6 protein-coding genes are annotated in these 6841 nt (G+C 36.0%); 5 read left to right on the top strand and 1 reads right to left on the bottom strand.

Going from position 1 to position 6841, the window contains the following annotated elements; translation table 11 throughout:
* The 5 genes from CI949_RS14660 to CI949_RS14640 all read left to right on the top strand — a co-directional run.
* Positions 1-285 (top strand): helix-turn-helix transcriptional regulator (locus CI949_RS14660; protein WP_290767635.1); only part of this gene is annotated, 285 nt, incomplete at its 5' end.
* A 129-nt stretch (positions 286-414) separates the two neighbouring features.
* Positions 415-1398: a TRAP transporter substrate-binding protein gene (locus CI949_RS14655; protein ID WP_108141283.1), complete on the top strand. Its 984-nt coding sequence runs from the start codon at positions 415-417 to the stop codon at positions 1396-1398.
* Between the two features lie 106 nt (positions 1399-1504).
* Positions 1505-2053, top strand: a complete 549-nt coding sequence (locus CI949_RS14650; protein WP_290767632.1) for a TRAP transporter small permease — start codon at positions 1505-1507, stop codon at positions 2051-2053.
* Complete coding sequence (locus CI949_RS14645) at positions 2054-3343, top strand: TRAP transporter large permease (protein ID WP_108141287.1); 1290 nt, start codon at positions 2054-2056, stop codon at positions 3341-3343. It begins immediately after the preceding gene.
* Positions 3344-3577: 234 nt separating this feature from the next.
* A complete protein-coding gene (locus tag CI949_RS14640) occupies positions 3578-5527 on the top strand; it encodes a glycoside hydrolase family 127 protein (protein WP_290767629.1) in 1950 nt (649 codons plus the stop codon).
* Between the two features lie 163 nt (positions 5528-5690).
* Here the strand turns inward: CI949_RS14640 and CI949_RS14635 are convergent, their stop codons facing one another.
* A complete protein-coding gene (locus CI949_RS14635) occupies positions 5691-6686 on the bottom strand; it encodes an SDR family oxidoreductase (RefSeq protein WP_290767628.1) in 996 nt (331 codons plus the stop codon).
* Positions 6687-6841 lie beyond the last annotated feature (155 nt).

Genomic DNA, 6841 nt, shown 5'->3' with positions numbered 1-6841 from the left:
GTTAAAGATTATATAGATCAAAATTATAAAGATGATATAAGTCTGGAAGATGTGGCTGAGTATATTTCCTTCAGCAAATATTATCTGAGCAAATTATTTAAAGAGGTTGAGGGGATTAATTATAAAGATTACTTAATCAAAGTCAGAATGGAAGAAGCAAAAAAGCGCTTAAAAAATGGAGATAAAATTAAAGTTGTTGCCTGTGAGGTTGGGTATTCAGACCGTAACTATTTTAGCCGGGCCTTTAAAAAATATACCGGAATTTCACCTGGAAAGTTTCAATAAGCAGTTATTTAGCTTCAATTTTCTGAAAACAAACAAAGAAATGAATAAGATAACAACTTAGTCTATAGTTTTTAGCTTTTTCTCCTGATACAATAAATTTAGAAAATAAATTAAGGGGGAAGAAAAATTATGAAAAAAGTTTTAGTTTTAGTTCTAGCTAGTCTTTTAATTTTCTCATTTGCCGTTTCAGCTCAGGAGATGACCCTGCGTCTGGCAGACAATCAGCCTGAAGGTTATCCTACTGTGGTTGGAGCAAAAGAATTTGCCCGTCTGGTAGAAGAAAGAACTGATGGTAGAATCGAGATTGAAGTTTATCCTGGTGGAGTTCTAGGTGATGAAAGTTCTACAATCGAACAGGTTCAGTTTGGTGCAATTGATTTTGTAAGAACTTCTATTACTCCAATGGCAAACTTTGAGCCAGCAATGAATGTTTTATCTCTTCCATATCTCTATCCCAGTGAAGAATACATGTTCCAGGTATTATTCAGTGAGGTAGGAGAGGGAGTATTAGATGGTCTTAAAGAAGCAGGTATTGTTGGATTAACCTGGTATGACTCTGGTGCTCGCAGTTTCTACACTGCAGATACTAAAGTTACAAGCCCTGAAGACTTAGAAGGTTTAAGAATTAGAGTTCAGGAAAGTCAGTTAATGATGGATATGGTAGAAGCACTTGGTGCATCTCCTACTCCAATCGCCTGGGGTGAGGTTTACAGTGCTCTGCAGACTGGTGTTGTAGATGCTGGTGAGAACAACTATCCTGGCTGGTACTATAACAGTCACCACGAAGTAGCTCCCTACTTTGTTGAAGACGCACATAACCGTATTCCTGAGTTAATTATTATGAGTAAAATCACCTGGGATAAGTTAAGTGCAGAAGATCAGGAAATTATCAAGCAGGCTGCTGTAGATTCTACTGAAGTACAGCGTGAAGCCTGGGATAAGCGTACTGAAGAAGCTAAGAAGTTAGCTGTTGAAGAAGGCGCAACAATTACTACTTTAAATGCTGAACAAAAGCAGGCTTTCCAGGACAAAGTAAAAGGTCTGTATCCTAAGTACAGTGAAGGATATGAAGATCTCTTAGATAGTATTTTAAACTTTGAAATGGAAGAATAAGTTAAGATTTAAATAACTTATGCATGCATTTTATTAAGTTAGATAATAGGTGTAAATAAAGGTGGAAGGAGATTCTCCTTCCACCCCTTAAAAAAGGGTGAATTTTATGGGAGAAAAAAAGGAAAAACAAAGTCTTTTAACTAAAATTTTAGATATTTCTGAGAATTTGATTAGCTATCTAGCCATGGTTTTTTTAGTGGCAATGATAGTGATTGTTAGTACAACTGTATTTACCAGATATTTATTTAATTTTACTTTTCGCTGGTCAGATGAGGTTGCACTGCTAATGATGATCTGGTTTGGTTTTCTGGGAATGGCTCTTGGGGTGAAAAACTCTGTTCACTTAAGTATTGAATTTTTTATGAGTCTTGTTCCAGATAATTATCAAAAGATTGTATATAAGATTGAAGATTTATTGGTAGGTATTTTTGGTTCTTTTATGTTAAAATATGGCTGGGATTTATATAATGCAACTAAAACTACAGTTTTACCGGCCACACAGTGGACAAGAGGTCTTTTATTTATTATGTTTCCACTTTCTGGTATCTTAATTATAATTTATTCTACAGCAAAGTTTTTTGGAGTTTTACGGGAAGAACACCTGACAATTCAAAGTGAAACAGAAAAAAAGAAAAAAGCAGAGGGGGAAAACTAGATGGATCCGGCAGTATTAATATTATTAGGTTCTTTTTTATTCATGTTATTTATTCGTATCCCCATTGCTTTTAGTCTGGGTCTTTCAACAATGTTTACAGCGTTCTATGTTGGACTACCGCCAATGGTGGTAATGCAGCAGATGGTAAAAGGGATTAATTCTTTTTCTCTGATGGCTATTCCATTTTTTATTATTGCAGGAGAGATTATGGGTCAGGGAGGAATTTCTGATAGATTGATAAAATTTTCTAATGTAATTATCGGCTGGATGCGCGGTGGTCTGGCAATGGTAAATATTTTAGCGAGTATGTTTTTTGGTGGAATTTCAGGTTCTTCTGTAGCAGATGTTTCATCTATTGGTTCAATTATGATTCCAATGATGGAGAAAAAAGGATTTGATAAAGATTATTCAATCAATGTAACAATCACTTCTTCAGTACAGGGAATTATTATTCCCCCCAGCCATAATATGATTATTTATTCACTGGCTGCAGGTGGAGGAATTTCAGTTGCAAAATTATTCCTGGGAGGTATAGTTCCGGGAGTACTTTTAGGAATTGCGCTGATGATTTTAAGTTATGCGATAGCAGTTAAACGGGATTATCCGCGAGAAGAAAAAGTTTCTTTTAAAGAAGCTCTGCGGATAACCAGAGATAGTATTCTTGGATTACTGACAGCTGTGATTATTATCGGTGGAGTAACTACTGGTGTTTTTACAGCAACTGAATCAGCAGCTATTGCTGCCGTCTATGCTTTTATAATTACATTCTTTGTTTATCGAGATATACCTATTTCAAAGTTTGTTGATATTTTAAGAAGTTCACTCAGTACTTTAGCCATGGTTGTAGCGATTATTGCAACCTCAAGTGCCTTTGCCTGGATGATGTCTTACCTGCAGGTACCGGCTATGATTACAGATGCACTCCTGGATTTATCTAATAATCCAATTATTATTATGCTATTAGTTAACCTGATTTTATTATTCCTTGGTACAATTATGGATATGGCTCCACTGATCTTAATTGCAACCCCAATTTTATTGCCGGTTGTAAGAAGTATTGGAATGGATCCAATTACCTTTGGTGTTGTGATGATGCTTAACCTTGGAGTAGGATTATTAACTCCACCAGTTGGCTCAACCTTATTTGTTGGCTGTTCAATTGGTAATGCTCCAATAGAAAAAATCGCAAAATCACTGATGCCATTTTATGCAGTACTTATAATTATGGTATTACTATTATCCTTTGTCCCTGCTTTAACCCTCTGGCTGCCTAACTTTTTAATGGGCTAAGCCAAAAAGGATAATATTTAGATAAAGTAATACAAAAATATTAGATGATACTAAAAGCAAATATCTCCTTATTAAATTTATATTTGCGAAAAAAGACACTCCCTATCCCTGGAGTGTCTTTTTTTTAGACTTTTATTTAGCTATAACTAAAATAGTTTGACAGTTACTAAATAAAAATGATAAGCTTAATTTAAATTAATAATAATCAGATAATTAAAAAAGGGGCATTTAAAAATGAAAAAGCACTTAAGAAAAGTAGATTTGAAAAATGTAAAATTAAATGCTGGGTTATTAGCACAAAAAAATAAACTTGTTCGAAAAGAGGTTATTCCTTATCAGTGGCAGGCTTTAAATGATGAACTTCCAGATACAGAACCAAGTCATGCTGTAGAAAACTTCAAAATTGCTGCCGGTAGATCTGAAGGAGAGTTTCAGGGTATGGTTTTTCAGGATAGTGATGTAGCTAAATGGCTTGAGGCAGTAGCCTATCAGTTAACAGTTAATTCTGATCCTGAATTGGAAAAAAGAGCAGATGAGGTTATTGATCTGATTGGAGAGGCTCAGCAGGAAGATGGTTATTTAAATACATATTTTATTGTAAAAGAACCGGAGATGAAGTGGAAAAACCTGGCTGAATGTCATGAACTTTACTGTGCCGGGCATTTAATTGAAGCTGCAGTAGCCTATTATAAGGCCACAGGTAAAGATAAGTTTTTAAATATCATGCAGAAAAATGCTGATTTAATCGAGAGTAAATTTGGTCCGGAGGCTGATAAATTAAAGGGCTATCCCGGTCATCAGGAAATTGAGCTGGCATTAATCAAACTATATGAAGTAAGTGGTAAAGAAAAATACAGAGATCTGGCAAAGTTTTTTATTGACCAGCGGGGAAAAGATCCTTTCTATTTTGATCAGGAGTGGGAAGAGAGAGGAAAAATAGATCACTGGGATGATTTCCATCAAAATGTTAAAAGAGATTACTATCAGGCTCATGCTCCGGTGAGAGAGCAGAAAGAAGCAGCCGGTCATGCAGTGAGAGCACTATATATGTACAGCGGCATGGCAGATGTGGCTAGAGTTACGGGGGATCAGTCTTTAATTGGCGCCTGTAAGCAGCTCTGGGACAATACTACCAGTAAGCAGATGTATATAACAGGAGGGACTGGCTCCAGTGTTCAGGGAGAATCATTTACTTTTGACTATGATCTGCCCAATGATACAGCTTATACAGAAACCTGTGCAGCAGTAGCCCTGGTATTTTTTGCTCAGCGCATGCTTCATTTAGAGAAAAAAGGAGAATATGCAGATATAATGGAAAAAGCTTTATATAATGGGGCTTTAAGCGGAATGTCTCAAAATGGTAAGCGCTTCTTTTATGTAAATCCACTGGAAGTGCAGCCGGAAGTCTGTGAGCAGAGAGAAGATCACAAACATGTAAAACCAACGAGGCAAAAATGGTTTGGCTGTGCCTGCTGCCCCCCAAATCTAGCTCGTCTGCTTGCTTCAATCGGCAGTTATATCTATTCTCAGAATGAGGAACAATTATTTGTTAATCTTTATGCTGATAATCAGTCTGAATTTGAGTTTAAGGGTCAAAATGTTGAAGTCAGCCAAAAAACTAATTATCCCTGGGATGAAGAAATTGAAATTGAGCTTAAGGCAGAAAAAGAGGTAGAATTTGAGCTTGCTCTAAGAATTCCCGGCTGGTGCAGAAAAGCTGCCCTGCAGCTAAATGGTAAAAATATTGATTTAACAGAAATAATTGAAGCTGGTTATGCAAAAATTAAAAGAAAGTGGCAGAATGACAGGATAAAATTAATTTTAAAAATGCCGGTGGAAAAGATCTATGCCAATCCAGAAGTTAGAGAGGATATTGGTAAAGTTTCTCTGCAGCGGGGGCCAATTGTCTATGCCTTAGAAGAAATTGATAATGGCAAGAATTTGCAGGCAGTCTATCTTGCTGATGATGCAGAATTAAAGGCAGAATATAAAGAAGATCTGCTGGGAGGGGTAACTGTAGTTAAAGGAAGTGCCTATAAGCTCGATAAAGATAGTTTTGGCAGCAGTCTTTACAGTACTCAAAAACCTGAATTTAAACAAATTGAGATTCAGGCTGTTCCCTATTATACCTGGGATAATCGAGAAAGTGGAGAAATGCTGGTCTGGCTGAATCGGAAAATCTAGTTAAAAATTGATGTGAATAATAACAAAACTCCCTCTGCTCAGCTTAAGTGCTGAAAAGAGGGAGTTTTAATTTAATAGTATTATTTTCTAGAGAAATTCTTTTCGAGCAAATTCTTTGCCAGTATCAGAGAGAAAAAGCTTATCAATTAATTTTTAAGCATGATTAGATTCCGTTTTCAGCAATTATTTGGTCCATTAATTTATTCCAATCTTCATCAATCTGCTTTTCTTCAGGATGATTGTCATACCAGTTAATTGATTTTTTTACTCCTTCAGCAAAAGAAACAGTGGCTTTAAATTCAGGCACAAAACGCTTGATTTTGGAGTTATCAAAAACAACACTTACTGCTTTATCCCCAAGCAGAGAACCTCTAAAGCGCTGATCATATTCTGCAATTTTTTCAGATGCTACATGGACAAGGTCAAGTTTTTCTACACCTGCTGCTCTGGCAATTGCTCTAAATATCTGATCCCAGTTTAATGTCTCATCTGAAGTAATCTGGAAAGCATGGCCCAGAGTCCTCATATTTCCGAGCAGGGGAACAAAAGCTCTGGCAAAATCACTATTGTGGGTCATTGTCCAGAGAGAGCTGCCATCTCCATGGACCAGAATCTTCTTGCCGCGTCTCATTCTATCCACCAGTGACCAGGGAGCCTGATGGCTGTTAAGCGCTGCTGGAATTGAAGTTTTACCATAAGTATGAGAGGGTCTGATGATTGTAATTGGAAAATCATTTTTTCTGTATTCTGCCATCAAAAGGTTTTCACAGGCTATTTTATTTTGCGAATATTCCCAGTAAGGATTTGCCAGTGGAGTTGATTCGTCAATTAAATAACTTGTCTGCGGTTTCTGATAGGCAGAGGCTGAACTGATAAAAATATATTGATCTGTTTTACCTCTAAAAATTTCAATATCATTTCTAACATGTTCGGGCGTAAAAGCAACCCAGTCAACTACAGCATCAAAATCATAGCCTTTAAGTTTTTCCTTCGCCTCTTCGGGATTTCTAATATTTCCTTCAATAATTTTAGCTTCAGCTGGAGCCAGGTGATTGCTGTTACCCCGGTTAAAAAGATATAAATCTATTCCTTTTTTTACAGCCAGTTCTGATACAGCCTGACTAATAGTACCTGTACCGCCAATAAATAATACTTTCATTTATAATACACTCCCTTTTTAGATTAATGTCATTAATAATATTTTATTTCTCTTATTTAATATATTCACTATCAGATATTTTTCTCCTTTAAATCAAATTGATTTTGTGAAAAAATTTAAGACTTAAAATAATTCTGGCAAAAGTATGCTAAAAG

The sequence above is a fragment of the Halanaerobium sp. genome, from assembly GCF_003070835.1.
Note: the sequence above shows the minus strand (reverse complement) of the source record. Positions and strands in the feature narration are given on the sequence as shown.

What these genes read in the sequence shown, in the direction of transcription:
- CI949_RS14655 (WP_108141283.1), top strand. Translation starts at nt 415, where the DNA reads ATGAAAAAAGTTTTAGTTTTAGTTCTAGCTAGTCTTTTAATTTTCTCA.
- CI949_RS14650 (WP_290767632.1), top strand. Translation starts at nt 1,505, where the DNA reads ATGGGAGAAAAAAAGGAAAAACAAAGTCTTTTAACTAAAATTTTAGAT.
- CI949_RS14645 (WP_108141287.1), top strand. Translation starts at nt 2,054, where the DNA reads ATGGATCCGGCAGTATTAATATTATTAGGTTCTTTTTTATTCATGTTA.
- CI949_RS14640 (WP_290767629.1), top strand. Translation starts at nt 3,578, where the DNA reads ATGAAAAAGCACTTAAGAAAAGTAGATTTGAAAAATGTAAAATTAAAT.
- CI949_RS14635 (WP_290767628.1), bottom strand. Translation starts at nt 6,686, where the DNA reads ATGAAAGTATTATTTATTGGCGGTACAGGTACTATTAGTCAGGCTGTA.